Annotated in this window: 17 protein-coding genes; 9 read left to right on the top strand and 8 right to left on the bottom strand. The window is 66.7% G+C overall.

Features of this window, described 5'->3' with window-relative positions; all coding sequences use genetic code 11:
• Positions 1-13 precede the first annotated feature (13 nt).
• From ACR9Y6_RS13525 to ACR9Y6_RS13515, 3 genes are read left to right on the top strand one after another with little or no spacing between them, the layout of a single operon-like run.
• Entirely contained in the window at positions 14-3,217 is a 3,204-nt protein-coding gene (locus ACR9Y6_RS13525) for an efflux RND transporter permease subunit (RefSeq protein ID WP_481281752.1), read from the top strand.
• The gene (locus ACR9Y6_RS13520; RefSeq protein WP_481281751.1) at positions 3,207-4,406 is read left to right on the top strand and encodes an efflux RND transporter periplasmic adaptor subunit; all 1,200 of its coding nucleotides are present in this window, start codon (positions 3,207-3,209) and stop codon (positions 4,404-4,406) included. The genes ACR9Y6_RS13525 and ACR9Y6_RS13520 overlap by 11 nt, the downstream gene beginning before the upstream one ends.
• Positions 4,393-5,940, top strand: a complete 1,548-nt coding sequence (locus ACR9Y6_RS13515; protein WP_481281750.1) for an efflux transporter outer membrane subunit — start codon at positions 4,393-4,395, stop codon at positions 5,938-5,940. The genes ACR9Y6_RS13520 and ACR9Y6_RS13515 overlap by 14 nt, the downstream gene beginning before the upstream one ends.
• Positions 5,941-6,238: 298 nt before the next feature.
• Here ACR9Y6_RS13515 and tal read toward each other — a convergent pair whose 3' ends face one another.
• The 3 genes from tal to ACR9Y6_RS13500 all read right to left on the bottom strand — a co-directional run bounded on the left by tal (position 6,239) and on the right by ACR9Y6_RS13500 (position 11,069).
• A complete protein-coding gene (gene tal, locus ACR9Y6_RS13510) occupies positions 6,239-7,192 on the bottom strand; it encodes a transaldolase (protein WP_481281749.1) in 954 nt (317 codons plus the stop codon).
• A 152-nt stretch (positions 7,193-7,344) separates the two neighbouring features.
• Positions 7,345-9,519: a primosomal protein N' gene (locus ACR9Y6_RS13505; protein WP_481281748.1), complete on the bottom strand. Its 2,175-nt coding sequence runs from the start codon at positions 9,517-9,519 to the stop codon at positions 7,345-7,347.
• A 371-nt stretch (positions 9,520-9,890) separates the two neighbouring features.
• Complete coding sequence (locus ACR9Y6_RS13500; RefSeq protein ID WP_481281747.1) at positions 9,891-11,069, bottom strand: DUF3667 domain-containing protein; 1,179 nt, start codon at positions 11,067-11,069, stop codon at positions 9,891-9,893.
• Positions 11,070-11,157: 88 nt separating this feature from the next.
• On the opposite strand from ACR9Y6_RS13500, the gene ACR9Y6_RS13495 reads away from it, so the two are divergent.
• Both ACR9Y6_RS13495 and sppA read left to right on the top strand, forming a co-directional pair.
• On the top strand, positions 11,158-12,546 hold the full coding sequence (locus tag ACR9Y6_RS13495; RefSeq protein ID WP_481281746.1) for an MATE family efflux transporter: 1,389 nt from the start codon (positions 11,158-11,160) through the stop codon (positions 12,544-12,546).
• A gap of 53 nt (positions 12,547-12,599) precedes the next feature.
• On the top strand, positions 12,600-14,519 hold the full coding sequence (gene sppA, locus ACR9Y6_RS13490; protein ID WP_481281745.1) for a signal peptide peptidase SppA: 1,920 nt from the start codon (positions 12,600-12,602) through the stop codon (positions 14,517-14,519).
• 80 nt (positions 14,520-14,599) lie between these two features.
• On the opposite strand, the gene ACR9Y6_RS13485 is transcribed toward sppA, so the two are convergent.
• Together ACR9Y6_RS13485 and ACR9Y6_RS13480 are read right to left on the bottom strand one after the other, a co-directional pair.
• Positions 14,600-14,812 carry a hypothetical protein gene (locus ACR9Y6_RS13485; RefSeq protein WP_481281744.1) on the bottom strand — a complete coding sequence of 71 codons (213 nt, stop codon included), beginning with the start codon at positions 14,810-14,812 and terminating at the stop codon, positions 14,600-14,602.
• A 45-nt stretch (positions 14,813-14,857) separates the two neighbouring features.
• Positions 14,858-15,658 (bottom strand): ABC transporter ATP-binding protein, encoded by an 801-nt coding sequence (locus ACR9Y6_RS13480; RefSeq protein ID WP_481281743.1) that lies wholly within the window; start codon positions 15,656-15,658, stop codon positions 14,858-14,860.
• Positions 15,659-15,727: 69 nt separating this feature from the next.
• Between ACR9Y6_RS13480 and ACR9Y6_RS13475 the strand changes: the two genes are divergently transcribed.
• On the top strand, positions 15,728-16,510 hold the full coding sequence (locus ACR9Y6_RS13475) for an SDR family oxidoreductase (RefSeq protein WP_481281742.1): 783 nt from the start codon (positions 15,728-15,730) through the stop codon (positions 16,508-16,510).
• A gap of 81 nt (positions 16,511-16,591) precedes the next feature.
• A complete protein-coding gene (locus tag ACR9Y6_RS13470; RefSeq protein ID WP_481281741.1) occupies positions 16,592-17,977 on the top strand; it encodes an Hsp70 family protein in 1,386 nt (461 codons plus the stop codon).
• 319 nt (positions 17,978-18,296) lie between these two features.
• Here ACR9Y6_RS13470 and ACR9Y6_RS13465 read toward each other — a convergent pair whose 3' ends face one another.
• Together ACR9Y6_RS13465 and ACR9Y6_RS13460 are read right to left on the bottom strand one after the other, a co-directional pair.
• Entirely contained in the window at positions 18,297-18,941 is a 645-nt protein-coding gene (locus ACR9Y6_RS13465) for a DUF4124 domain-containing protein (RefSeq protein WP_481281740.1), read from the bottom strand.
• 2 nt (positions 18,942-18,943) lie between these two features.
• Entirely contained in the window at positions 18,944-19,888 is a 945-nt protein-coding gene (locus ACR9Y6_RS13460; RefSeq protein ID WP_306848005.1) for a DegV family protein, read from the bottom strand.
• Between the two features lie 194 nt (positions 19,889-20,082).
• Here ACR9Y6_RS13460 and ACR9Y6_RS13455 point away from each other — a divergent pair, with 194 nt between their 5' ends.
• Together ACR9Y6_RS13455 and ACR9Y6_RS13450 are read left to right on the top strand one after the other, a co-directional pair.
• On the top strand, positions 20,083-20,871 hold the full coding sequence (locus ACR9Y6_RS13455; RefSeq protein WP_481281739.1) for an AMP nucleosidase: 789 nt from the start codon (positions 20,083-20,085) through the stop codon (positions 20,869-20,871).
• Positions 20,868-21,752: an EamA family transporter gene (locus ACR9Y6_RS13450; RefSeq protein ID WP_481281738.1), complete on the top strand. Its 885-nt coding sequence runs from the start codon at positions 20,868-20,870 to the stop codon at positions 21,750-21,752. The genes ACR9Y6_RS13455 and ACR9Y6_RS13450 overlap by 4 nt, the downstream gene beginning before the upstream one ends.
• Before the next feature lie 375 nt (positions 21,753-22,127).
• Here the strand turns inward: ACR9Y6_RS13450 and ACR9Y6_RS13445 are convergent, their stop codons facing one another.
• The gene (locus ACR9Y6_RS13445; protein WP_481281737.1) at positions 22,128-25,250 is read right to left on the bottom strand and encodes a TonB-dependent receptor domain-containing protein; all 3,123 of its coding nucleotides are present in this window, start codon (positions 25,248-25,250) and stop codon (positions 22,128-22,130) included.
• Between the last annotated feature and the right edge of the window lie 465 nt (positions 25,251-25,715).

Below are 25,715 nucleotides of genomic sequence, written 5' to 3'. Positions count from 1 at the left end.
AATCCGTCTTCCCATGATTGGCATCGTCCGGATCGCACTCACGCGGCCGTATACCTTCGTCGTCCTCGCCCTGCTGATCCTCATCATCGGTCCGCTTGCCGCGCTGCGCACGCCGACGGACATCTTTCCCGACATCAAGATTCCGGTGATCGCGGTGGTGTGGCAGTACAACGGCCTGCCGCCGGACCAGATGGTCGGACGCGTCTCGTCGCCGTTCGAGCGCGTGCTGACCACGACGGTGAACGACGTGGAGCACATCGAGGCCAGCTCGATCCAGGGCTTCGGCATCATCAAGATCTTCTTCCAGCCGACCGTCGACATCCGCACCGCCAACGCCCAGGTCACGGCCGTCGCGCAGACCCTCTTGCGCCAGCTGCCGCAGGGCACCACGCCACCGCTGATCCTGAACTACAACGCGTCGACGGTGCCGATCATCCAGCTGGCGCTGTCCGGCGAGGGTCTCACCGAGCAGAACCTGGGCGACCTCGGCCTCAATATCATCCGTCCGCAACTGACCTCCGTGGCCGGCGCGGCCATTCCGTTCCCGTTCGGCGGCAAGACGCGCCAGGTGCAGATCGATATCGATCCGCCGGCGTTGCAGGCCCGCGGACTGTCCGCGCAGGACGTCGCCAACGCGCTGGCCGCGCAGAACCTGATCACGCCGGTGGGCACGCAGAAGATCGGCGAGTACGAATACACGGTGCAGCTCAACAATTCGCCGTCGGACGTGGACGAGCTCGGCAACCTGCCGGTGAAGACGGTCAACGGTGCCACCGTCTTCATTCGCGACATCGCCCACGTGCGCGACGGCTCGCCGCCGCAGACCAATATCGTGCACGTCAACGGTGACCGCTCGGTGCTGATGACCGTGCTGAAGAACGGCTCGGCGTCCACGCTGGCGATCATCGCCGGGATCAAGGAGCGCGTCGCCGCGATGAAGGAGGCACTCCCGTCCAACCTCAAGATCGCGCCCATCGGTGACCAGTCCCTCTTCGTGAGCGCCGCGATCGAAGGCGTGGCCCGCGAAGGCATCATCGCCGCGGCGCTCACCAGCCTGATGATCCTCCTGTTCCTCGGCAGCTGGCGTTCGACGGTGATCATCGCCACGTCCATCCCGCTGGCCATCCTCGGTTCCATCGCGGCCTTGTCGGCGATGGGCGAGACCATGAACATCATGACGCTGGGTGGCCTCGCGCTGGCCGTGGGCATCCTCGTGGACGATGCCACGGTGACCATCGAGAACATCAACTGGCACCTGGAGCACGGCAAGGACGTCGAGACGGCGATCCTCGATGGCGCCGCGCAGATCGTGACGCCGGCCTTCGTCTCGTTGTTGTGCATCTGCATCGTGTTCGTGCCGATGTTCTTCCTCCAGGGCGTGGCGCGCTTCCTCTTCGTGCCCATGGCCGAGGCGGTCATGTTCGCGATGATCGCGTCCTTCATCCTCTCGCGCACGCTCGTGCCGACGATGGCCAAGTACCTGCTGCACCCACACTCGCACGACGACCCGCATGGCGAGGGCAAGAAGCCGTCGCGCAATCCGTTGGTCCGGTTCCAGCGCCGTTTCGAGGCCCGCTTCGAAAAGATACGCGAGAGCTACCACGGATTGCTCGCCCTCGCCCTGCATCACCGCAAGGCCTTCACCATCGGCTTCATGGCTTTCGTGGTGTTCTCCTTCGCCCTGGTGCCGATGCTCGGCCGCAACTTCTTCCCGTCGGTGGACTCGGGCCAGATCCTGATGCACGTGCGCGCTCCCGTCGGGACGCGCGTGGAGGAAAGCGCGCGCCTCTTCGCCGAGGTGACCGACGCCGTGCGGAGGATCGTTCCCAAGGAGGAACTCGGGACGGTGGTCGACAACATCGGCCTGTCCTCGTCGGGCATCAACAACACCTATAACAACACCGGCACCATCGGCTCGCAGGATGGCGACATCCAGATCGCGCTGAACGAGGGACACGCGCCGACCGCCGACTATGTGCGCCGGTTGCGCGAGCAGCTGCCACGCGAGTTCCCGGGCACGACGTTCTCGTTCCCACCGGCGGACATCATCAGCCAGATCCTGAACTTCGGCTCGCCCGCACCGATCGACCTGCAGATCCGTGGGCCGAACCTCGCGGCGAACTTCGATTATGCAAGCCGCCTGCTGCGCGAGATCCGCCGCGTGCCGGGCGTGGCCGACGCACGCATCCAGCAGTCGCGGGCCAACCCGACACTCAATGTGGACGTCGACCGCAGCCGCGCGCAGCAGGTGGGCATCACCGAGCGCGACGTCACCAACAGCCTTGGCGTGAACCTCGCCGGTTCGAGCCAGATCGCGCCGACCTTCTGGCTCAACCCGCAGAACGGCGTGTCCTACCCGATCGTGATGCAGACGCCGCAGTACAGCCTCGACAGCTTGCCCGACCTGGAGAACGTGCCGATCAGCCCCAGCACGGGCACGGCCGGTTCGCAGATCCTCGGTGGCCTTGCCACGGTGTCGCGCACGGCCACCAACGCGGTGGTGAGCCAGTACAACATCCAGTCGATGGTCGAGATCTATGCGACGACGCAGGACCGCGACCTCGGCGCCGTCGCCGCCGACATCCAGAAGATCATCGAGGCGAACAAGAAGTTCCTGCCCAAGGCGTCGACCACCGCCTTGCTCGGCCAGGTGCAGACCATGAACAACGCGTTCTCCGGGCTGATCCTGGGCCTGCTCGGCGCGATCGTGCTGATCTACCTGCTGATCGTGGTGAACTTCCAGTCGTGGAGCGATCCGTTCGTGATCGTCACCGCGCTGCCCGCGGCGATCGCGGGAATCATCTGGATGCTGTTCGCCACGCATACCACCTTGTCGGTGCCCGCGCTCACCGGCGCCATCATGTGCATGGGCGTGGCCACCGCCAATTCGATCCTGGTCGTCAGCTTCTGCCGCGAGCGGCTGGCCGAACTCGGGGACGCGACGGCTGCCGCCCTCGAAGGCGGATTCGTGCGCTTCCGCCCGGTGCTGATGACCGCGCTGGCGATGATCATCGGCATGGCGCCCATGGCCCTGGGCCTGGGCGAAGGTGGCGAGCAGAACGCGCCGCTCGGCCGCGCCGTGATCGGCGGCCTGGTCTTCGCCACGACCGCCACGCTGTTCTTCGTCCCCGTCGTCTTCAGCATCATCCACGCGCGTCGTGGTCATCCGTCACCCACACCGGCGAACACCTCCGGAGAGCCTGTCCATGTCGCCTGATACGTTGCAAACCCCTCCGCCGCGCCGGCTCCGGCTGGCTGGCATCATCGCCGCGATCGTCGTCCTGGCCGTCGTCGTGGCCGGCGTGGCGACGCGCGCCAACGACTCGCGAAAGCTGCGCGAATGGACGGATGCGCAGTCCGTACCGACGGTGAACGTGGTCGCTCCCGAGGGTGGCCAGGGCGGTGGCGACCTCAACCTGCCGGGCCGTCTCCAGGCGTATGCCCGTGCGCCGATCTTCGCGCGCACCAGTGGGTACCTCAAATACTGGAAGGCGGATATCGGGCAGAAGGTGAAGGCGGGCGAGTTGCTCGCCGAGATCGAGACGCCCGACCTCGACCAGCAGTTGCTCCAGGCGAAGGCGGACCTAGCCAGTGCGCGTGCCAACGAGGCATTGGCAAAGACCACGGCCGCGCGTTGGCAGGCCATGCGCGACTCCGATTCGGTGTCCAAGCAGGAAGTGGACGAGAAGGTCGGCGACTACGATGCCAAGCACGCGCTGGCCCAGGCCGCGCAGGCCAACCTGGAGCGTATCGAGGCGCTGAAGGGTTTCGCCAGGCTCGTCGCGCCGTTCGACGGCGTGGTCACCGCGCGCGAGACGGACGTCGGCGCGCTGATCAACGCCGGCGGTGGCGGGCAGGAACTGTTCGTCGTGTCCGACGTGCGCAAGCTGCGCATGTACGTCAACGTGCCGCAGAACTACGCGCCTTCCATCAAGCAGGGTGCGACCGTGAAACTCGCGGTGCCGGAGTATCCGGGGCAGACCTTCACGGGTACCGTCGAATCGTCGTCGTCGGCGATCAACGCCGCTTCCGGTACCACGCTGGTCCAGGTGTCGGTCGACAATGCCGACGGCAAGTTGCTGCCCGGTGGCTATGCGAGCGTCACCTTCGACCTTCCGTCGAACGCGTCGTTGCTGCGCGTACCCGCAAGTGCCCTCGTTTTCGACAATTCGGGCCTGCGCGTCGCCGTGGTCGACGGACAGGGCAAGGTCAAGTTCAAGGACGTGACCATCGCCCGCGACTTCGGGAAGACCGTGCAGCTCGGCTCGGGCCTGGCCGCCGGCGACCGCCTGATCGAGAGCCCGCCCGACGGGCTCGCCGATGGCGACACCGTGCGAGTCAATCCACCGAAGAAAGCGGAAGGCGAGCAGGCGAAGAAGGCGGATGGTGACCATGCCAAGGCCTGACACCCTCCCGGTGGGAGCCGCGCCCTTGGTGGAGGGCAGTTCCTTGGTGGGAGCCGACCCTGTCGGCGATTCGACCTTGCGGCAAGCTGCCATCGCCGACAAGGTCGGCTCCCACCGGAGCTGGGCAGGTGCCGGCGTCGCGACCGTCGTTCTGATGTCGCTCGGCCTGTCGGCTTGCTCGCTCGCGCCCAGCTACAAGGCGCCCGATGTGCCGGTGGCGGAGCAGTACGCGAACGCGGCCACCCCGTGGACGGAGGCGAAGCCGGCCGATCATATCGACAGGAACGGCTGGTGGAAGCTCTACGGCGATCCCCGGCTCGACGAGCTGCAGGCGAAGCTGGTCGCGAACAATGCGACGCTGGCGGCGGCGCTCGCGCATTACGAGCAATCGGAAGCGTTCACCCGGCAAGTGCGCGCGGGCCTCTTCCCGCAGATCGGATTGAGCGGCAACGCCACGCGCAACCGCGAGTCCGACACGCGGCCCTTGCGCGGCGCCACGTCGCCCGCCTTCTACAACTCGTACACGATCGGTGCCCAGCTCGACTACGAGGTGGACCTGTGGGGTCGGGTACGCGATAGCGTTGCCGCCGGCACCGCCGAGCAGGCCGCATCGGCGGCGGATCTCGCCTCCGTGCAGTTGAGCCTCCAGGCGCAGCTGGCCGACAGCTATCTCCAGCTCAACGGCTTCGACCGCCAGATCAAGGTTCTCAGCGAAAGTATCGAGGCGTTCACCCGTGCCCTCGAGCTGACCCGGTCGCGCCACGACGGCGGTATCGCGTCGGGCCTGGACGTGGCGCGTGCGCAGACGCAGTTGTCGAACGCGAAATCGCAGTTGACGCAGGCGCAGGCGCAACGCGGACTGGTGCAGCACGCGATCGCAGTGCTGGTTGGCGAATCCGCTTCGACATTCACGCTGGCGACGGATGACGACGACGTGCGCGTTCCCACGATACCCCTCGAAGTGCCTTCGCTGATCCTGCAGCGGCGCCCGGACATCGCGGCGGCCGAGCGGCGCACGGCGGCCGCGAACGCGCGCGTGGGCATCGCTCGTTCCGCGTTCTTCCCGCAGCTGACGCTCGACGCGCAGGGTGGCTGGCAGAGCAGCGCGTGGGGCAGCATCGCCACCGCACCGAATCGATTCTGGTCGATCGGCCCGACGTTGTTCCTCAGCGTGTTCGACGGCGGCCGCCGCAAGGCCGGAGTGGATGCGGCCAAGGCGGCGACCGAGGAAGCGGGTGCGCAATACCGTGGCGTGGTGCTCAACGCCTTCGCCCAGGTCGAGGACAACCTCACCCTGCTGCGCGACCTGGGTGCGGCGCTCACGGATCAGCGAGCGGCCGCGGATGCGGCGCAGCGGTCCGTGGACCTGTCGCTCAACCGGTATCGCGAAGGCGCCGTGGGTTACCTCGATGTCGTCCAGGCCCAGACCGATGCGCTCGACGCGCGGCGCAGCGTGATCGACCTGGAAACCCGCCAGCTTCGCGCCAGCGTGCAATTGATCCGGGCGCTGGGCGGCGGCTGGAGCAACGGCTAGGTGGGAGCCGACCCTGTCGGCGATCCCGCGGCAGCGGGCCAGGTCGAGGCAGCAGGTGGGAGCCGACTTTGTCGGCGATCCCGCGGCAGCGGGCCAGGTCGAGGCAGCACGGTGGGAGCCGACCTTATCGGCGATCCCGCGGCAGCGGGCCAGGTTATGGCTAGCACCCATCGCCGACAGGGTCGGCTCCCACCAGAAGCGGGCTCCAAGTGGGCTCCGACCAAGGCAGGTTCATGAAAGACCCATCATGAAAAAGGGGCCTTGCGGCCCCTTCGTGTATCGCGGGTGGAACGTCGCTCTAGAGCTTCGCGCCCAGCAGCTCTTCCAGCTTGCGCTGGTCGGCGGCGAACTTGCGGATGCCTTCGGCGAGCTTGTCGGTGGCCATCGCGTTCTCGTTGTGGCCCCAGCGGAACTTGGCCTCGTCGATCTTCGCCGGGCGATCCTCGCGGCGGCCGCTGTCCTTCAGGGCGACCGGCAGGTCGCTGGTGTTCTCGTCCAGTTCCTTGAGCAATTCCGGCGAGATGGTCAGGCGATCGCAGCCGGCGAGCGCCTGGATCTGGCCGATATTGCGGAAGCTGGCGCCCATCACCACGGTCTCGTAGCCATGCAGCTTGTACCAGTCGTAGATGCGGCGGACCGACTGCACGCCCGGATCTTCCGCCGGCGCATAGGTCTTCTTGTCGGTGTTGGCGACGTACCAGTCGAAGATGCGGCCCACGAAGGGCGAGATCAGGAATACGCCGGCCTCGGCACAGGCCACCGCCTGCTCGAAGCTGAAGAGCAGGGTCAGGTTGCAGTCGATGCCATCCTTCTGCAGCTGCTCCGCGGCGCGGATGCCTTCCCACGTGGAGGCGAGCTTGATCAGGATGCGCTTCTTGTCGATGCCGATCTCTTCATAGAAGCCGATAAGGCGCTTGGCCTTGTCGATCGACGCCTTCGTGTCGAAGGAGAGGCGTGCGTCCACTTCGGTGGAAACGCGGCCCGGGACGATCTTGAGGATCTCCCGTCCCACCAGCACGGCCAGGCGGTCGCTGGCGTCGACCAGCTGCTGGTCGCGGCTGTTGCCCTGGCCCTTGGCCCACTGCACGGCTTCGTCGATGTAGCCCGAATAAGCGGGAATGCCGGCGGCTTTCAGCAGCAACGACGGATTGGTGGTCGCGTCTTCCGGTTTGTACTTGGCGATCGCGGTGATGTCGCCGGTGTCGGCCACGACGGTGGTGATCTTGCGGAGTTGCTCGAGCTGAGTGGTCACGTTCGGGGTCCCGTTACCTGGTTAAGACTTTCATTGTCGCGCCGATCGCCTCGCAAATGTAGGCATCCGAAGGTATCGGTTCAGCGATATCCACATGATGTGTGAGCGCGCCCGGTGCGAATCAAGCGGAGCAGGGCACAGGCGCCGCTCGCTCAATAGAGATCGATCGGGTCCACGTCCAGCGACCAGCGCACCTTGCGCGCCGCCGGCAGGCCGGCGAGGGCGTGCTGCCACGGCCTCAGGAAGCCGTGGAGGCGCGCGCGCGATTCCGCCTCCACCAGCAGTTGCCCCCGGTGCCGCCCCGCGCGCAGCGGCATGGGCGCGGGCATGGGGCCGGCGATGCGCAGGTCGCCGGGAGCGCCGATGGCCGCGTGCGCCTGGGCGAGGAAATCGTCGACCTCGGCGCGGCCCAGCGCATCGGCACGCAGCAGCACCTGGTGCGCGTAAGGCGGCAGTTCGAGCAACCGGCGTTCCTCGAGCAAGGTGGCGGCCACGGCGGGATAACCACCACGGAGCAGGCCATGAAGCATGGCGTGGTCGGGGTGGTGGGTCTGCAGGAGGACGCTGCCCGGCTTGCTGGCCCGTCCTGCGCGACCGGCCACCTGGACGACGAGCTGGGCCAGTCGCTCCCCGGCGCGAAAATCGACGCTGTGCAGGCCTTCGTCGACGCCGACGATGGCGACGAGCGTGAGATTGGGCAGGTCGTGGCCTTTGGCCAGCATCTGGGTGCCGACCAGGATCGCCGGCTTGTCCTCGCGCAGGCCATCGAGGATGTCGCCGAAGGCCTCTCGCCGGCGCGTGGTCTCGCGATCGATGCGGACCACCGGTATGTCCGGGAACCGCTCGACGAGGGCTTCCTCCAGGCGTTCGGTGCCCTGGCCCTGGGGGCTGAGGTTGGCCGAGCCGCAGGCCGGGCAGGCCGCGGGTACCGGCATGATGTTGTCGCAGTGGTGGCAGACCAGGCGGCGCCGTCCCGCGTGCAGGGTCATCGGCCGTTCGCAGCGCGGACAGTCGGCGTGCCAGCCGCAATCGTGGCAGAGCAGCACCGGCGCGTAGCCGCGGCGGTTGCGGAACACGAGGGCCTGCTCGCCGCGAGCGACCGTCTCGGCCACGGCGTGCACGAGCGTCGGCGACAAGCCATGGTCCAGCCGCTGCGCGCGCATGTCGACGATCCGCACGCGGGTGGGGTGGGACGCGCCCGGGCGCCCCCTCAACACGAGGCGGCGGTAGCGTCCCGCCTCCACGTTGCCGAGGCTTTCCAGCGATGGCGTGGCCGAGCCCAGGACCACCGGCACGTCCAGCGCCCGTGCGCGAACCAGTGCGAGGTCGCGGGCGTGGTACCGGAATCCCTCCTGCTGCTTGTAGGAGGCGTCGTGTTCCTCGTCGACGATGATCAGGCCGGCGTTCGGGAGCGGCGTGAATACCGCCGAGCGTGTCCCGAGCACGACCCGCGCCGTGCCGTCGCGGGCGCGCAGCCAGGCGCGGGCGCGTTCGCCCTCGGCCAGGTTGGAATGGAGCACCTCCACCGCCACGCCCAGCCGCTCGCGCAGGCGGCGCACGGTTTGCGGCGCGAGCCCGATCTCGGGCACCAGCAGCAGCGTCTGCTTGCCGTCGGCCAAGGCGCGCTCGATGAGGGCGAGATACACCTCGGTCTTGCCGCTGCCGGTAACGCCATCGAGCAGGTAAGGCTGGAAACCGCCGAAGCCCTCCCCGATGGCGGCGACGGCGGCGGCCTGTTCCTCGCTCAGCGCCGGGCCGGGAGCCGGCCGGGCGGGAAGCGAGGCTTCCTCGAGTTCGAGCTTCTCGATGAGTCCTGCCTCGACCAGGCGCCTCGCGGCGGCGCGCCATGCCGGCAGGGCGAAAGCGAGTTCGTCGGCGGCGCGTGGTCCCTCGTAGAGCGCTTCCAGCAGGCTGGCCGAGCCGCCCTTGCGGCTCTTCGCGTCGCGCGCGCTGCGACCCTGCGTGGTCAGCGCCCACACCTCCCGCCCCGTGGCTGGCAGCGGGCGGGGTTCGCGCAGGGCCAGGGGCAGGGCGTTGGCGAAGGCCTCGCCCGGAGCACCCGCCCAGTAGTCGGCGGCCCAGGCCAGCGTCGCGAGCAATTCGGCGTCGAGCAGGGGGTAGGGGTCGAGCACCTCGCTGGCGCGCTTCAAGCGCTTGGCCCCCACCGAGGCCTCGGCGGCCGGATCGACCACCACGCCGACCATCTCGCCGCGTCCGAAGGGAACGCGCACGCGCGAACCGGCCTTCGCTTCACCCGCCGTGGGGGGCAGGTAGTCGAACAGGGTCAGCAGGGGGACGGGAAGGGCGACGCGGAGGACGGCGGTCATGCGAGGCCTAGTTTAATGGCATATGCCGATTTTGCTGGTCAATGATTGACCATCCACACATGGGTTTGCCTAAGAATGACATCCCCCGAAAGAGGAACAGGAGCTAAGTGCCCGCCCCGAGAACGCTTTCCATGTTATCCACAACTCCTGTGGATAACTCTGTGGATGAGCTTCGGATGGGGCCCATCCAAGGCGCATGGTTGAGCCATTGGGGTTAGCTTGGGTACATTTTAACCAAGCTGAAATATATTTCTAATTCATTGACTTACGAATCGGGTCCCGGCAAGCCTTCACTACTTGTCCATCGAGCCTTGACAAACGCGAAGGCATCTCCTGCCCTGTGCACAACCACCCGCTCCTAGGAAGAAATCCTAGTGCGCCGCAGCGATGAGGGCGGCCACCGAAAGGGCGAACAGGACCAGCCAGAAATAGACGCTGCCTATCAGCCAGTACTTCAGCAGGGTCATCGGCCAACCCTGCCGGTACACCCGTTTCTGCATCAGCAGGAGGTAGATCGGCATCCACACCCACATCGCCGCCTGGACCAGGGAGATGACCGATCCGGCGAAGGCCGCGTGCGGACGGATGGCCTCCTTGGCGAAGCCGAGGATCATCAGGCCGAGCAGGGAAATGAACAGGAAGGCATGGCTGTGCAGGGCCACGATGATGTGTTCCATGTAGAGCCGGCGGCGGAACGCGTAGAAGAGCTTCAGGATCAGCGCGAACACCGGGATCATCACGAGCAGGGTCTGCGGGATCACCGAGAAGAAGCCCTCGATCATCCGGCGCACGGCCTCTTCCTTTTGCGGCCCACCCGCCTGGATCTGCACGATGTTCGCTTTCAGGTGCGCGATGCCCACGGCGAGGCGGCGCGTCACCGCGTCAGGCAGCCAGGCGATGTCGACGACGGTCGGTCGACTGAGCCAGCCTCCGGCCCGCGGGCGTTTATCGCCCGGGGCCTGGGTGGAACCTGCGACTTCCGCGGGGTCCGCGGCGATCGGCTCGGCGTTCAGTTCCACCAGACGGCGATTCGCCGCCTCCCGAACCAGGTCGCGGGCGACTTCGAGGCCTGGCCTTGCCGCGGCCGGGAGGCCGGGTGCCTCCATCGCCTCGATCAGATCCCGGTTTTGCTCCCGATAGAGTTCGCGCACCCGCTCTGGCGTGGCCGCCTGCTGGAACGCGGCGATATCGTCGCTCGCCGCCGCGCCGTTGTCAGCCCCGCCGATATGCGTGTCGCTGATCGCCAGGTGGACGAAGAAGAAGGCCAGCAGGCAGAACACGAACATCAGGCGGAACGGCGCGATATAGCGGACGCGGCGACCGGCGAAGTACTCGAGGGTGAGGAAACCCGGCTTCGTGTACAGGGGCGGCAGCGTGTGGACGATGCGCTCGTCGAGGTGGAAGAACAGGTCGCCGGCGTCTTCGAGCATGTGCGAGACAGGCCGGATGACGCTCTTGATGGACTGGCCGCATGCGTGACAGAACTCGCCTTTCAGCTCAGCGCCGCAGTTGGCGCACATCAGGCCGAGCGACGGCTTCAGTTCGTTCATTCCCAGGTTCCCCGAGTTTTCCCCTTGCGAATTCGGATGATGGCACGGCAACCGCTACAATGGGCGGCCACCTTTCGCCACTTTTCCCATGTCCATCGACCGCGCACGCGCGCGGCGTGAGATCGGCGCCACCGTCAGGCTGGCCTTGCCGATGATCGTCGCCCAACTCTCCGCCATCGGCACCAATGTCGTCGACGCCGTGCTCGCGGGCCACCAGAGCGCGCACACGCAAGCCTCGGTCGTGACCGGCGCGAACATCTGGGTGCTGGCCATCGTGACCGGCATCGGCACGATGATGGCGGTGCCGCCCACCGTCGCGCAGCTCGATGGCGCGGGCCGCCGCGCCGAGGTGGGGCCGGTATTCCACCAGGCCCTGTACATCGCCTGGGGCCTCGGCGTGCTGCTGGGTATCGGTGTCTGGCACGCTTCGCCGCTGATGGTGCTGTTCGGCGTCGTGGAATCCATGCGCGCCGATGTCGAGGCCTTCCTCCATGCCATCTGCTTCGCGGCGCCGGCACTGACCACCTATTTCGCGTTGCGCGGGCTTTCCGAAGGCCTGTCGATGCCACGTCCGTCGATGTATTTCAGCTTCGGCGGGCTCGTCGTGCTCGCGCCGCTGGGTTACGTGCTGATGTACGGCAAGCTCGGCTTCCCGGTGATGGGCGCGCGCGGCAGCGGCATCGCGACCGCGATCGTGCTCTGGCTGGAAATGCTCGGCTTCGCCATCTATGTGCTGAAACACCGCAACTACCGCGACCTCAACCTGCGCGGGCGCATGGCGCGGCCGGACCGCCGGCAGATCGCCCAGCTCCTGCATGTCGGCCTGCCGATGGCGGTGACCCTGCTGATGGAGGCGGGATTGTTCGTCGCGGTCGCGCTGCTGATCGGCCGCCTGGGCGAGACGGTCACCGCGAGCCACCACGTGGCGCTGAACGTCGCCTCGGTGGCCTTCATGATCCCGCTGGGGCTGTCGATGGCGATCACCGTCCGCGTCGGCAACGCGGCCGGGCGGCGCGACGTGGCGGGCGTGCGTTATGCCGGCCTTTCCGGCATCGCGCTGGTCCTGGTCACCCAGCTCGTCGCCTCCGGCACGATGTTGCTTTTCCCGGCGGCGATCGCCAGCCTGTACACCCACGATGCGGCGGTGATCGCCACCGCGTCGCAGTTGCTCATCCTGGCGGGCTTCTTCCAGTTTTCCGATGGCATCCAGGTGGCCTCGAACGGCGCGCTGCGCGGCCTCAAGGACACCCGCGTGCCCATGGGCATCACCTTGTTCGCCTATTGGATCGTCGGCATGCCGATCGGGTGGTGGCTGGCCTTCGGCCATGGCCTGGGCGCGCGTGGCATGTGGATGGGCTTGATCGCCGGTCTCAGCATGGCGGCTATCCTGCTTTTCGCGCGGTTCTGGCGGAGCAGCGCGAAGGGCCGCTGGCGCGACGATCCCGACATCGCGAAGCCCATGCCATTCCACACGTGATGCCAACGCACCGACGCGCTACGCTGCGCACAATCATTGAGGAAACCGCTTAGATGCCGGATCGCTACGACACCGTGCCGCCGCCCCTGCCGGGCCGCCCCCAGCCGGTCCCGCCGCCGCGCCGCGGTGGAGGATTCGGCCGATTCATGCGTGGCCTCGGCCGTGGCATCAACGTCACCCGGCTGGTGATCATCAACGTGATCTTCTTCGGCCTGCTGGCGGTGTTCCTCCTGCTGCTGTTCGTCGGCGGACGGGCGAGCCGGATCGACGACAAGACCGTGCTGGTGCTGGCGCCGGAAGGGGCGTTGGTGGAGCAGTACAGCGCCGACGCGTTCTCTCGCGCCGTGAACCGGATGTCCGGCGATGGCGTGAAGCAGGTGCAGGTGCGCGACCTCGTCCGCGCCATCGACTCGGCCGCCAAGGACGATCGTGTCAGCCGCATCGTGCTCCGGCCCGACAAGCTGCAGGCCGGCGGCTTCGCCGCCTTGCGTGAAGTGGGCGCCGCGCTCGATCGCTTCCGCGCCACGGGCAAGCCGGTGCTCACCTGGGCGGCCAGTCTCGACCAGGGCCAGTACTACCTTGCCGCTCACGCCGACAAGGTCTACCTCGACCCGCAGGGCGGCGTGATGGCCACGGGGCTCGCGAACTACCGCCTGTTCTACAAGGACATGCTCGACCGCCTCGGTGTGCAGGTACATCTCTTCCGCGTGGGCCAGTTCAAGAGCGCGGCCGAGCCCTTCATCCTCGACCACGCGTCGCCGGAATCGAAGGAAGCCGACGCGTTCTGGCTGGGTGGGCTGTGGACCACCTGGATCGACGAGGTGGCGACGATGCGCCACCTCGATCCCACCGCGCTGCGGGCCGACGTGGATGGCCTCGCCGAGCGCGTGCGCGACGCGAAGGGCAGCCTCGCCGAGCTGGCGGTGGAGGAAAAGCTGGCGGACGGCATCGCCACCGAGCAACAGTTCACGCAGATGCTGCGCAAGGAAGGCGTGCCCGCCGGGAAGAAGGACCAGGGTTTCCGCCAGGTCGATCTTGGTGGTTACCTCGCCGATCGCGGCCTGTCCAGCGTCGACATGCTGCAGACCGGTCCCGGCGTGGCGGTGGTCGTCGCCGAGGGCGAGATCACCGGCGGCAAACAAGCGCAAGGCACGATCGGCGGCGATTCCACCGCCGCGTTGATCCGCGCGGTGCGCAACGATCGCCGCACGCGCGCGCTCGTGCTGCGGGTGAACTCGCCGGGTGGCGAGGTCTACGCGGCGGAGCAGATCCGCCGCGAGGTCGAACTCACCCGTGAAGCCGGTATTCCGGTCGTGGTCTCGATGGGTGACGTGGCGGCCAGCGGCGGCTACTGGATCTCGATGAACGCGAATCGGATCTATGCCGAGCCGAACACCATCACCGGTTCCATCGGCATCTTCGGCATGTTCTTCACCGTGCCCGACACCCTCGCCAAGATCGGCGTGAAGAGCGACGGCGTCGCCACCGGTCCGCTCGCCGGCGCCTTCGACATGACCCGCCCGCTCGACCCCAACGTCGGCGTGCTCATCCAGAGCATCATCGACAAGGGTTATCGCGACTTCGTCGGCAACGTGGCGAAGGCGCGCGGCAAGGATTTCGCCGCCATCGACGCGATCGCGCAGGGCCGTGTCTGGACCGGCCAGCAGGCGCTCGAGCGCGGCCTCGTCGACCGCATGGGCAGCCTCGACGATGCCATCCGCGATGCCGCGCAGCAGGCGAACCTCGGCAAGGACTTCAGCGTGCGCTATGCGGAAAAACCGATGGGCGCGTTCGAGCGCTTCCTCACCAGCATCGGCGACAGTTCCGAGGCCCGCGTGGCGATGTCGTGGGGCTTGCGCTTGCCCTCGTGGGTCGCCCAGCTACCGCGCCTGGCGCCGGAATGGGCGCTGTTCCGCACGGCGGAAGCCGGTAAGCCCCAGGTCTACGCTTACTGCTTCTGCTCGCCGCGCTGATCGAGAGCATCGCCGACAGGGTCGGCTCCCACCAGGTTATCGCTACCCGGTGGGAGCCGACCTTGCCAGCGATAACCCGGCTATTGCGCCTGTGCCTCGATCGCCTTGGCCTGTGCCTTGGCCTGGTCGTCGACGGCCTTCTGCACGTCCTGCGCTTTCTTCTTCTGCGCCTGCATCGAATCCCACGGGGTTTCGACGCGCGCCTGTGGCGCCGGCGGCTCGTTCGGTTGCGGTGGTTTCGAACAGGCCACGCAAGCGAGCGCGACCACGACGGGCAGTGCGATACGGATCATGACGCGGTCCTCCGGGGCTGACCCGAGTCTCGCGCGGCTACCGGGTCAGCGCAATCGCGCACCGTAGAAACCGTCGGTCCGTTCCACTTCCATGCGCCAGCCGAACAGGTCGGACAGGTGCTCGTCCGCCAGCAGCCGCTCCTTGGCGCCCTGGTCGAACAACGCGCCGTCGCGCAGCATCACCACGTGGCCGATCTCCGGCACGATTTCCTCGACATGGTGCGTGACCAGCAACAAGGTGGTGCCGTCGCGCGCGAGTTCGCGCAACAGGTCGAGGAAGCGCCGGCGCGTGCCGGGATCGAGTCCGGCGCAGGGCTCGTCCAGCAGCAGCGCCCGGGGACGGTGGACCAGTGCCCGGGCGATCAGCACGCGACGCGCCTCGCCGGTCGACAAGGTCGAGACGTCGCGTGCCGCCAGGTGCGACGCACCGACCCGTTCCAGTGCCTCCACGGCGCGCCGGCGCATGCCATCGTCGACCGCGTGGTCGAGGCCCAGCGTCATCGAGGCGAAAAAGCCGGACAGCACGGCGTTCAACGCGACCTCGTTACTGGCCTCGAACTCCCGGCGAAGGTCCGACGAGACGACGCCGAGCAGCGAACGCAACTCCGCCACGTTCCAGCGATCGCGTCCGAAGATGCGCACCACGGCCGAGCCGTCGTCGTGGACGAGCGGGTAGACCCGTCGTTCGATCAGTTTCACCAGGGTCGACTTACCCGAACCGTTGGGCCCGAGGATGGCCGTGTGCTGGCCCTGGGCGACGGTGAGCGAAAACCTGTCGAGCAACGCGCGGCCTTCGCGGAGGACGGTGGCGCGGTCGATGGAGAGCAGCGGTGTCGAAGTATCCATGTTCCCGAGCATACCGGCCCCTCGGAGCCGGCGGCGATACCTTGTACGATCGTTCCAAAGGAGACCGACATGCATCCACGACTTTCCAGTTGGCGCCTCGACGGGCGCACCGCCCTGGTCACCGGCGCCAGCAAGGGTATCGGTTACGCCTGCGCGCGCGAACTGGCCGTCCTCGGCGCCGACGTGCTGCTGGTGGCGCGCGATGAACTCGTCCTGCAGGAAGTGCGCGACGAACTGGCCGAGGAATGTCCCGACGTGGAAGTGCTGGGCATGGCGGCCGACCTCTCCGACCACGAGGACCGCCTGGCCGTGTTCGACTGGATCGTCGACCTTGGCATGAACCTTTCCATCCTGGTGAACAACGTCGGTGGCAACACGCCGCGTCCGACGCTGGACTACGAGGAGGACGAATACCGCGCGCTCTTCGAACTGAACGTGTTCTCCGCCTTCGAAATGAGCCGGCTGGCCTATCCGCACCTGGTCCAGCACGCCAATGCGGCGATCGTGAATGTCGGGTCGGTCTCCGGCATCACGCATGTACGTACAGGTTCACCCTATGGGATGACCAAGGCCGCGCTGCACCAGATGACCCGGAACCTCGCGGTCGAATGGGCGGAGGACGGCATCCGCGTCAACGCGGTGGCGCCGTGGTACATCCGCACGCAACGCAGCGAGCCCGCGCTCGCGGACTCCGAATACCTGGAGGAAGTGCTGGAGCGGACGCCCATGGGCCGCATCGGCGAGCCCGAGGAAGTGGCCGGGGCCGTGGCCTTCCTCTGCCTGCCGGCATCGAGCTACGTCACCGGCGAAGTCGTCGCCGTGGATGGCGGATTCCTGCGCTACGGCTTCTGAGGCCTTAAGATAGGCGGTTCCCCGGGGCCGCCGGCGCGCCGCCGCGCCATGCCGCCCGCCTGTCTTGCCCCCGAGAGCCCCATGAACATCGGTATCGACTTCGGCACGAGCTATTCCGCCGCCGCGACCTTCGTCGGCGACGAACTGACCCTGATCCACTTCGGCGAGGCCAGGCAATTTCGCACGGCCGTCTTCTTTCCCGAAGTGGTGCCCGATCCGAACGACTTCCAGCTGACGCCGGAACTCGACGCCCAGGTCGAGGCCCACATCCGCTCGGCACGCGCCCAGCAGCGTCAGTTCGCGACGGAAGCGCAGCAGCGCGGTGGCGCCTTCGTCGAACGCGGCGACAACGAACTGCGTCGCGACGCGTTGCGCACGGTGCGCCGCCAGTGGATGGAGCGCCGCGCCGCCGAATCGCCGACCGCGACGGTGGAAAGCTTCCAGCATGCGCTGTTCGGCGACGAGGCCGTCGAAGCCTATCTCGAGTACGGCGACGGCAACCTCATCGAATCGCCGAAGTCGATGCTGGGCTATCGCCTCGATCCGCAAGTGCGCAAGGTGATCGTGCACATCGCCACGCACATCCTCGAGCACATACGCCTCGCCGCCAGCCGCCAGCTCGGCGAGGCCGTGCGCACCGCGGTGATCGGACGGCCGGTGCATTTCCGCAGTTCCATGGGCGAGAAGGGATCGGAACAGGCGGTGGAGATCCTCCGCGAAGCGGCCGCCGTGGCGGGCTTCGACGGCATTTCGTTCCTGGAGGAACCCGCGGCGGCGGCGATGCACTACCACAAGCGGCTCACGACACGGCAGGCCGCGCTCATCGTCGACATCGGCGGCGGTACCACCGACGTCGCCTTCGCCGAGCTGGGCGGCGATGAACTGCCCCGGATCGTCCGCACGTGGGGCCTGGCCAAGGGTGGCACCGATCTCGACATCAACCTCAGCATGCACAGCTTCATGCCCCAGCTGGGCAACAACGTCACCCGCGTGCCCGTACATCATTTCGTCGAAGCGGCCAGCGTGCACAACCTGCCGAAGCAGCGCGAGTTCCGCCGCCAGGATTACCGCATGGTCGACGAACCCTGGCAGTCGCGGTTGCGCGCGTTGCAGCAGCCGGGCGCCACGACACGCCTCAACCAGGTCGCGGAGCGCAGCAAGATCGCCTTGAGCATCGTCGACGACACCCACGCCGATCTCGGCTTCCTCGAACACGGCCTCGGCGTGGGCATCGCTCGCGCCGACATGGACGAAGCGGTGGAGCCGTTCATCCACCGCATGCAGCGCCTGCTCGCCGAGGTCCGCGAGGAATGGCCCGGCGTGCCCGCCAGCGTGTTCCTCACCGGCGGCACCTCGCGCTCGCCGATCGTGAAGGCGGCCGTACGCGACAGCTTCCCGGGCATTCCCATGGTCGAAGGCGACCCCTCGCTGGGCGTGGTGTCCGGACTCGCGGTGGCAGCAGCCTGATCGAGCTTTTGTGGGAGCCGACCTTGTCGGCGATCCCGCGGCAGCGGGCCGGGTTGCGGCAAGCAACCATCGCCGCTGAAGCGGCTCCCACAAGGGCAGCGGCTTCCACAAGAGCAGCGGCTTCCACAAGAGCCACCCATAGTGAGCCGGGTCTTTGTGGGAGCCGACCTTGTCGGCGATCCCGCGGCAGCGGGCCGGATCAATGCAAGCCCCCATCGCCGCTGAAGCGGCTCCCACAAGAACAGCGGCTCCCACAGGAGCGGCAGCTTCCACAAGGGCTGAGGCTCCCGCCATCGGGTATCGGCAAGCCTTCAGCAGCCTACCCGCAGCCCTTCAACTGTGCCTGTAGCCGTGCATCCTTCGCCTCCAGTGGAGCGCGCTCGCTCTTGAACGCGTTGCGGAGCAGCCGCTGGTTCGCCTCGGCGTCGCCGCGCAAGGCCTGGCAGGCCTCGGCGGGGCTGAGCCGGCGGCACTGGTCCTGCACCCATACGTAGTTGCTGGTCGCCACCGCCGCCGCATTGCCCTTGCCGCGGTTGAGTTCCGGCGCGGAAGCGACCGCCGCGTCGCGGTTGCCATAGGTATCGGCGAGCGACGGGGTGATGGCGCCGAGCACGCCGAGCGGCGCCATGTATGGCTCGGGATGCCCGTTGTCGCTGGTGTACGGCTTGCCGTCGGTGGCGCGGATGCAACCGTAGAGCACGGGAGCCGGGGCCACGGGTGCCGCCGGCGGGGGTGTCTCGTCGACCGCCTCGCGCGATGGCGGCGGCCCGGGCATCGGTGCCACGCGCCCGTCCGCCGGTGCGGAGTCCTGCAGCTGGATCGCCTGCTGGCGCTGATTCTTCGCGCAGGGTGTCTGCTGGTAGATCGTCTGTCCACCGGCCTGGCACTTGTAGACGGTTTCCGCCGCCACGTCGCCGCCCGTCGCCAGGGCGAGGGCGGCGAGCAGGACGCGCAGGGGAAGCATGCTCAGAACTCGGCCACGTGTTCTTCGGAAGCGAGGCCGAGTGTCATCGCGCCTTCGCCGACGTTGACCATGCCCGTGATACCCATCGGGCTCTCCAATATCTCCACGCCGGCCTCGGCGCAAACGCGCGTGAGCGCCTGGTAGCCGGGCAGGTTGCGCATGTCGTCGAGATCGCCGCCGTAGCTGAGCGAGAGCGAAGGCACGAGCAAACCGGCCTGCACGCGCTTCGCGGCGTAGTCGAACAACGTCTGTGCACCATGCTCGAAGCCCCTGACCTTGCCCACCGGCCCGGTTTCACCCTTGTGCGCGCGCAGGATCGGCTTGATATCCAGCGCGGTACCGAGCATGGAACTCAGGAAGCTCACGCTTCGGTCGCCCTTGCTGCGGGCTCGGGACCGGAGATAGTTGAGGTCGCGCGGCAGCATGTAGCCGTAGGAACAATCGGCGATATGGGCGGCGCGTTCGCGTACCTCGGCGGGGGACTTGCCCGCCTGGATCGTTCGCACCGCCTCGACCACCACCGGTGCCGAGCCGGCGAAGATGTTGCGGGTATCGACCACGCGCATCAGGAAGGGGCCGCCGATGCCGGCGGCTTCGCGGACCGGCCGGTAGTTCTTGAGGATCGCGAAGCTCGCCTTGATCACGTTGTCGTGGATGGGGCTGCGCGTGGCCATGATGGTGAGGCAGACGACGCAGTCGTATTCCTTCACCATCCGCTGGAGGAAGAGGTTCTGCACGTCTTCCACCGAGCTTGCCTCGGTTTCGGCCGAATGGCTGCGGCTGCCCAGCTTCTGGTTGCGGAAACGCTGGATCTCGACCGGGTCGCGGTCGTCCTTGAAGCGTTGCAGGTCCACCTTCACGGCGATGGGCATCACCGCGATACCGTTGCGCTCCAGGAAATCCTGCGGCAGGTCGCAGGCCGCGTCGATCGCTACGCCGATTCGCATCGGGCACCACCCCCCATCGTAGGCCTGACGGCCCGCGGCGCCCGAAACACCCGATGCGTCCCGGCTTGCCCCGCTGGGCCGGATGCTACACTTGCGCGAATGAATTTGGCACTCCGCCGGCGTGGCGTCGCCGGTAACCGCGCCGTCGGCAGGCAAAGGCGAACGCCGCCGGCGCATGCGCACCCGGATTCGACATGAAAACCAAGAACGAGATCGTCTCCAACTGGCTGCCCAGGTACACGGGCACGCCCGTGGAGGCATTCGGCCGGCACATCCTGCTGACCAACTTCGGCCACTACGTGGAGCGCTTCGCCCTGGAGCACGGCGTGGAGGTGCACGGGCGCGACCGGCCCATGCCCAACGCGACGGCCGACGGCATCACGCTGATCAACTTCGGCATGGGCAGCCCCAACGCGGCGACGGTCATGGACCTGCTCAGCGCGATCGAACCCCAGGCCGTGCTGTTCCTGGGCAAGTGCGGCGGCCTCAAGAAGAAGAACGCCATCGGCGACCTGGTCCTGCCGATCGCCGCGATCCGGGGCGAGGGCACCTCGAACGACTACCTCCTGCCGGAAGTGCCGGCCCTGCCGGCGTTCCAGTTGCAGCGCGCGGTGTCCACCATGATCCGCGACCTCGGCCACGACTACTGGACGGGCACCGTCTACACGACGAACCGCCGGGTCTGGGAACACGACGACGGTTTCAAGGAATACCTGCGCCGCACCCGCAGCATGGCGATCGACATGGAAACCGCGACCATCTTCGCCGCCGGCTTCGCCAACCACATCCCCTGCGGCGCGCTCCTGCTCGTGTCCGATCAGCCGATGATCCCGGAAGGCGTGAAGACCGAAACCAGCGACGCCGCGGTCACGGCCACCTTCGTCGAACGGCATATCAAGGTGGGCGTCGAAGCGTTGAAGCTCGTCCGCCGCCACGGCCGCAGCGTGAAGCACCTGCGCTTCGAAGACGATGGCGAGCCATGAAACCCGCAGACCTGCTCTTGGGCGTACTCGTCGCACTGATATGGGGAAGCAATTTTTCCGTGATCGAGGTGGGCCTGCGCGACCTCGATCCCTTCCTCCTTACCGGACTGCGCTTCACCTTCACCGCGTTTCCGTTGGTGTTGTTCCTGCGCCGGCCGCGTGACGTGCCCGTCGCGGCATTGGCGGCGTACGGCGTGCTGTTCGGCGTCGGCCTCTGGTGGGTCGTGAACCTGGCCATGGCCAAGGGGATGTCGCCAGGGCTTTCATCGCTGGTGTTGCAGTTCAGCGCGTTCTTCACCGTCCTGTCGAGCGCGGTGTTCCTTCGCGAACGCATCCACACGCCCCAATGGGTGGGCATGCTGCTGGCGGCGGCTGGCCTGGTGATCGTGATAAGCCATATCGAAGGTACGTCCACCGCCGTCGGCATCGCGCTGGTCTTGCTGGCGGCGTTCAGCTGGAGCGTCTGCAACCTCATCGTGAAGCGGCACAAGCCGGCCGACATGATCGCGTTCGTCGCTTGGTCGAGCGTGTTCTCCGCGCCGCTGCTGTTCATCCTCACCTATGTTGTCCACGGCCTGGCTCCCTTTCAAGCCCTTGCTCACGGAGTGAGTTGGCGGGCGGCCGGGTCGGTGCTGTTCCAGGCTTATGTGACCACCGTGTTCGGTTACATGGTGTGGAACAACCTCATGAAGAAATACCCGGCGACATCGGTGGCGCCGTTGTCATTGATCGTGCCGGTGTCCGGCATCTTCACCTCGTACCTCGTGTTCGACGAGCGTTTCGAGCCCGCCGTGTGGGGTGGCATCGTGGTGATGCTGATGGGTGTCGCCTGCTTCGTCCTCGTGCCTTACCTTCGGCGTCGCGGTGTCGCCGTCGCTTGAGGTTGCTTGGTAGGCGGCAATACGCCCGGGCACTCGGTGTGGGAACTCGACCCTGGTGGGAGCCGACTTTGTCGGCGATGGGTGCTTGCTGCAACCTGGCCCGCTGCCGCGGGACCGCCGACAAAGTCGGCTCCCACCAGGCCGGTTCCCACCAGGCCGGTTCCCACCAGGCCGGTTCCCACCAGGCCGGTTCCCACCAGGCCGGTTCCCACCAGGCCGGTTCCCACCAGGCCGGTTCCTACCTGGGCCGGCTTCCATCAAAGCCTTCCATCGACGCCTTAAAAAAAAGCCGCCCGTGGGAGCGGGCGGCGATCTGGGGAGGTTGCATCGGTCGCGCGCCAGGGGCGCGCGCCGTTGTCTTCTTGTGGTGGAGCGTCAGAGCGAGAAGTCGTACTCGGCGGACAGCTGCACGTAGCGCGGCTGCTGGAAGCTGGTGGGGATCTTGTACGTGCTTCCGGAGAGTGAATTGCCGCTGTCGTCCTCGCCCACTTCGTTGATCGACGTCGTGTGTTGCTTGTTGAAGACGTTGAAGACGTTCGCCGAAAGAGTGACGCCCTTCGCCCACACCGGCTTGTACGAAGCGTTCAGGTCGATGTTCCAGTAGCTCGGCGTGCGGCCGACCGAGCCGCGCTGGACCACCATGCCGTCGCAGTAGAGGTACGCGCCCGAGCCGTAGCCGCCGACCACCTGCGAGTCGATCGGGTTCAGGCCGTAGCAGTTCTCCGGACGGCCGGTCTGGAACACGCCGTTGGCGCCCACGAGCCACTCGTCGTTGATTTGCCACGCGCCGTAGATCTTGAACGTGTGCTTGCGATCGTTCGGCAGGTAGCCGTTCGAACCGGCCATGATCTCCGGATAGTCGAACAACTCGGTCGTGCCGGTATCGGCCTGGCCGTTGCTGGAATCGACGCCACCTTCGGCATTGCCCCGCGTATGCGAGAAGACATAGGACGTCTTCAGGTACCAGGTGTTGTCGAAGTTGCGCTCGGCGGTCAACTGCAACGCGAGATAGGAGCGCTTGTACTTGGGCTCACCCACGTCCACGCCCGGAAGGTGGATGTCGTAGAGCGTGCCGGTGGCATCCACCGGCGTACGCAGTGTCACCGAGCTGCCCGGATTGAAGATGTAACAACCGGGGACGTTGGCGTCGGCGGGGGTCAGGCTCGTGGTGTCGAGGTTGAGCCCGTACTGCGCGTTGGCCGCCTTGGCGATCGGACGGAAGTCACAGGAGTCGTCGATGCCGGTCAGCACCTTGCGGTAGATGGCCTTGGCACCGAAGGTCCAGTCGGCGACCTGCTGCTGCGCGCCCAGGATGAACTCACGCTGCTTGAACGGCTTCAGGTCCTTGGTGGCGACGGCACCCGGATTCGGAACCACGCCGGCTTCGCCGTTCGAGTAGATGATGCCGGTGCGCGACGGGAAGGCCGCCGCATACGCCGCGGGCAAGGCGCCGAGACCGGTGGGTGCGCCGGTCACCGGATCGATGCCCGTGTAGCTGAAGTACTGGTTCTGGTACAGCGAGGCCGATGAGCCGCGCAGGGCCACGTTGCCGTCCAGCGGCAGCGAATAGTCGCCGGCGCTGCCATAGATCTTCAGCGTCGAATCGCCATGCACGTCCCACGAGAAGCCAAGGCGCGGCTGCCAGCTGTGCACCTGCTTCACATAGGTCTGGCCGAGGCTGTTGGTGTTCTCGAAGCCGTCGTTGCGCACGCCGATGCGGGCGACGAAGTTGTCTGTGATGTGCCAGTTGTCCTGCAGGTAGTACGACTTCTGCGTGATGCCCACCTTCGCGCCGGTGGCGAACACGGTCTGTTCGACGACGCTGTCCGCCGGATCGAGGCCGGGTGCGTGGCCGAGGATGGCTTCCGGCTGGGAGATGTACGTCCAGCGGCTGCCGCCCTCGTAGGCGGTACCGGTGTCGGTGGTGAAGTGGTCGCGCGCCCAACCGGCCTTCAACTCATGGTCGCCGAGGTGGTACTCGAAGTCGATGCGGCCGGCGTTACGCTTGTCTTCGCCGTCGGGCGTGTTGAGGAACCCGCTGGTGAACGAGCAGTGCGGGGCGGCGGTCCCGCCGTTGCTGACCGGAATGCGGTTATCGACGATCAGGGGGCAGCCGGGCGAGTTGGCCGCGTTGAAGATGTTGCCGTCGTATTCTTCCAGCGTGCCATCGGCCGTGGTGGCGCGTTCGTCGCGCCGGTTGGTGCTCTTGCCGTACTGCGCCGATATCGTGAAATCGTCGGTGATGTAGCTGGTGTACTTCAGGATGTTGTTCATGCCGCCGGTCTTGTCGTAGACCTGGCCGAGGTAGTCGCCCCGATGCGGTTGGCCGTCGGCGTCGTAGCTGTATCCGTAGATGCTCTGCTGCTGCGTGCTGCTGTCACTGAATCCGGTGTATTCGAGGATGTTGCTCTCGTTGATGTTCCAGTCCAGCTTGACCAGGTAGCGCGGGTCCTTGATCGTGGTCTTGTTGAAGTTGCCACTACCCGAGGAATCCCCGTAATGCTCGTCGGCCGTGCGCGTGCCGCCGACGAGGGCGAACATGAACAACTTGTCCTTGATCAGCGGACCGCCCAGCCACGCGTTCCAGCGCTGGCCGAAGTCGGTGGCGTTGCCGGTGTTGTTGTTGCCGACCACGTAGTTGCTGTTGTGCCGGTTGTTTTGCAGCAGGCTGCCGTTCTGCAAGTAGATGTTGGGCTGCTTGGCCTGGAACTGGTAAGGGTCCCAGGTGAAATCGACGCCGCCCTTCCATTCGTTCGTGCCGCGCTTGGTGTTCACCGAGATCACGCCGCCGGTGGAATTGCCATACTCGGCACCGTAGCCGCCGTCCTGGATTTCCTCCTGGTCGATCGCCTCGAACGGAACCTGCGAATAGGTGAGGCTCTGGAAGAAGTTGGTGACGTTGAAGCCGTTCACGTAGTAGCTGTTTTCGGCGACGGACGCGCCGCCGAAGGAGGCCAGGTTGCCGAAGGCGCTGTCGCCCTTGGTCGCGCCGGGTGCGAGCAGGGCCACGGCGGTCTGGTTGCGCGCCAGCGGCAGCTGCTTGATCTGTTCCGAGGTCATGACCGTGTTGGTCTGGCTCGAGGTGATGTCGATCGGCGGCAGCGCGTTCGCCGTCACCGACACGGTCGTCAGGTCCTGCGCATTCGCATTGGCCGCGCCAGCCGCATTGCCGGCGGCGAGGTTCAGGTTGAAGCCCTGGCCGGCGACGATCTGGATGTCGCGCGTGGAGCTCTGGCCACCCTTGGTGGAAGTGATCTTGTAGTCGCCCGGAGGCAACGACGAAATGTTGAAGCGGCCATCGCCACCGACGGTGGCGGAACGGCTCAGCCCGCTTCCCGTATTGGTGGCGGTGACCTGCGCCCCGGCATCGGCGGTGCCGTAGACGGCGCCGACCGTGCTCTGCGCAAAGCTGCCCGTGGCGACCAGGCCGAGGCCGAGCGCGATGGCGAACGATAACGAGCGCCGCCTGGTGCGCTCCATTGAGTAACGCGAATCCATGGTGATCTCCCCGGCCATTGGCCAAATGCTTCAAGTCGTCCCGTCATCCCTCGACGAACGGAACGGAGTGGTTCACGTGATGGCCGTCCGGGCCCCTGTATGGCGTCGATCTCCTCCGCATCGATGCGCCGCGTATCGCCGTTAACGAAACTGCAACAAGCGAGCGCAAACTACGCCCGGCCGACATCGGCACTCAATGCGAGTTGCATGAACGAAAGTTCTTGTCCCTCTTGTGAGCGCGGCGGGCGCAAGGGCCGGATGCCCGGATCGCAAGGCCGACGTGGCGGAGGAATGCGGTTGTCCGTATGGATGGCGCAGGAAGATGCGGGGCGCGTTAAGGCGAAGATGAAAAAGTTTTCATGCGGAACGAAAGATTTTCACTGCCTTCCGGAGACATGAAGGAGCAATGAAATGAAAAAAAGGCCGCTCCAGGCGGAGCGGCCAATCTGGGGAGTGTCGCTTTTC

The organism is Luteibacter sp. TLI7-4A (genome assembly GCF_056754745.1).
This window is presented reverse-complemented; position numbering and strand designations above follow the sequence as displayed.